Annotated in this window: 1 rRNA gene; it reads right to left on the bottom strand. The window is 48.1% G+C overall.

Features of this window, described 5'->3' with window-relative positions:
* A 23S ribosomal RNA gene (locus tag VK92_RS38640) occupies positions 1–114 on the bottom strand; the annotation flags it as partial.
* Positions 115–528 lie beyond the last annotated feature (414 nt).

Raw genomic sequence — 528 nt, 5'->3', positions numbered from 1 at the left:
ACATCTACGGATCAAAGCTCGTTTGCCAGCTCCCCGTAGCTTTTCGCAGGCTACCGCGTCCTTCATCGCCTGTGATCGCCAAGGCATCCACCACATGCACTTGTTCGCTTGACCCTATAACGAGTCTGTCTCATGTCGGCCATCGTTAGCGCTTTAGCGCTTACGAGGGCCCGATGCAGAGCGCGTTACAGGTTGAGTTCTCGCGTTGTGCCGTATTCCAATTTAAGTCGAACATAGAGTTCGAATCATCTTGAGATACATCGATACAATCACAACCCGGATAGTTTCCACGTCCATCTCAAGACGCTTCCGCTATCCAAATTACTTACTTCTTCCAGATTGTTAAAGAACGACAGCCGATACTTTCGTACCGCTCTGACTGGCTCAATCGCCAATGAGAAAAACTCGAACCAAACTTCATTCGAATGTTTGTCATTGAAGATTATTGAAAGCGGCCGGCATTATAACCGGTTTATACCGCAGACAGCTAGTCTGTCTTAATCAACAGCCGATAAGCGTGAGCGCTCA

It is taken from the genome of Burkholderia sp. LK4 (genome assembly GCF_001043615.1).
GTDB lineage: Bacteria > Pseudomonadota > Gammaproteobacteria > Burkholderiales > Burkholderiaceae > Burkholderia > Burkholderia cepacia.
Note: the sequence above shows the minus strand (reverse complement) of the source record. Positions and strands in the feature narration are given on the sequence as shown.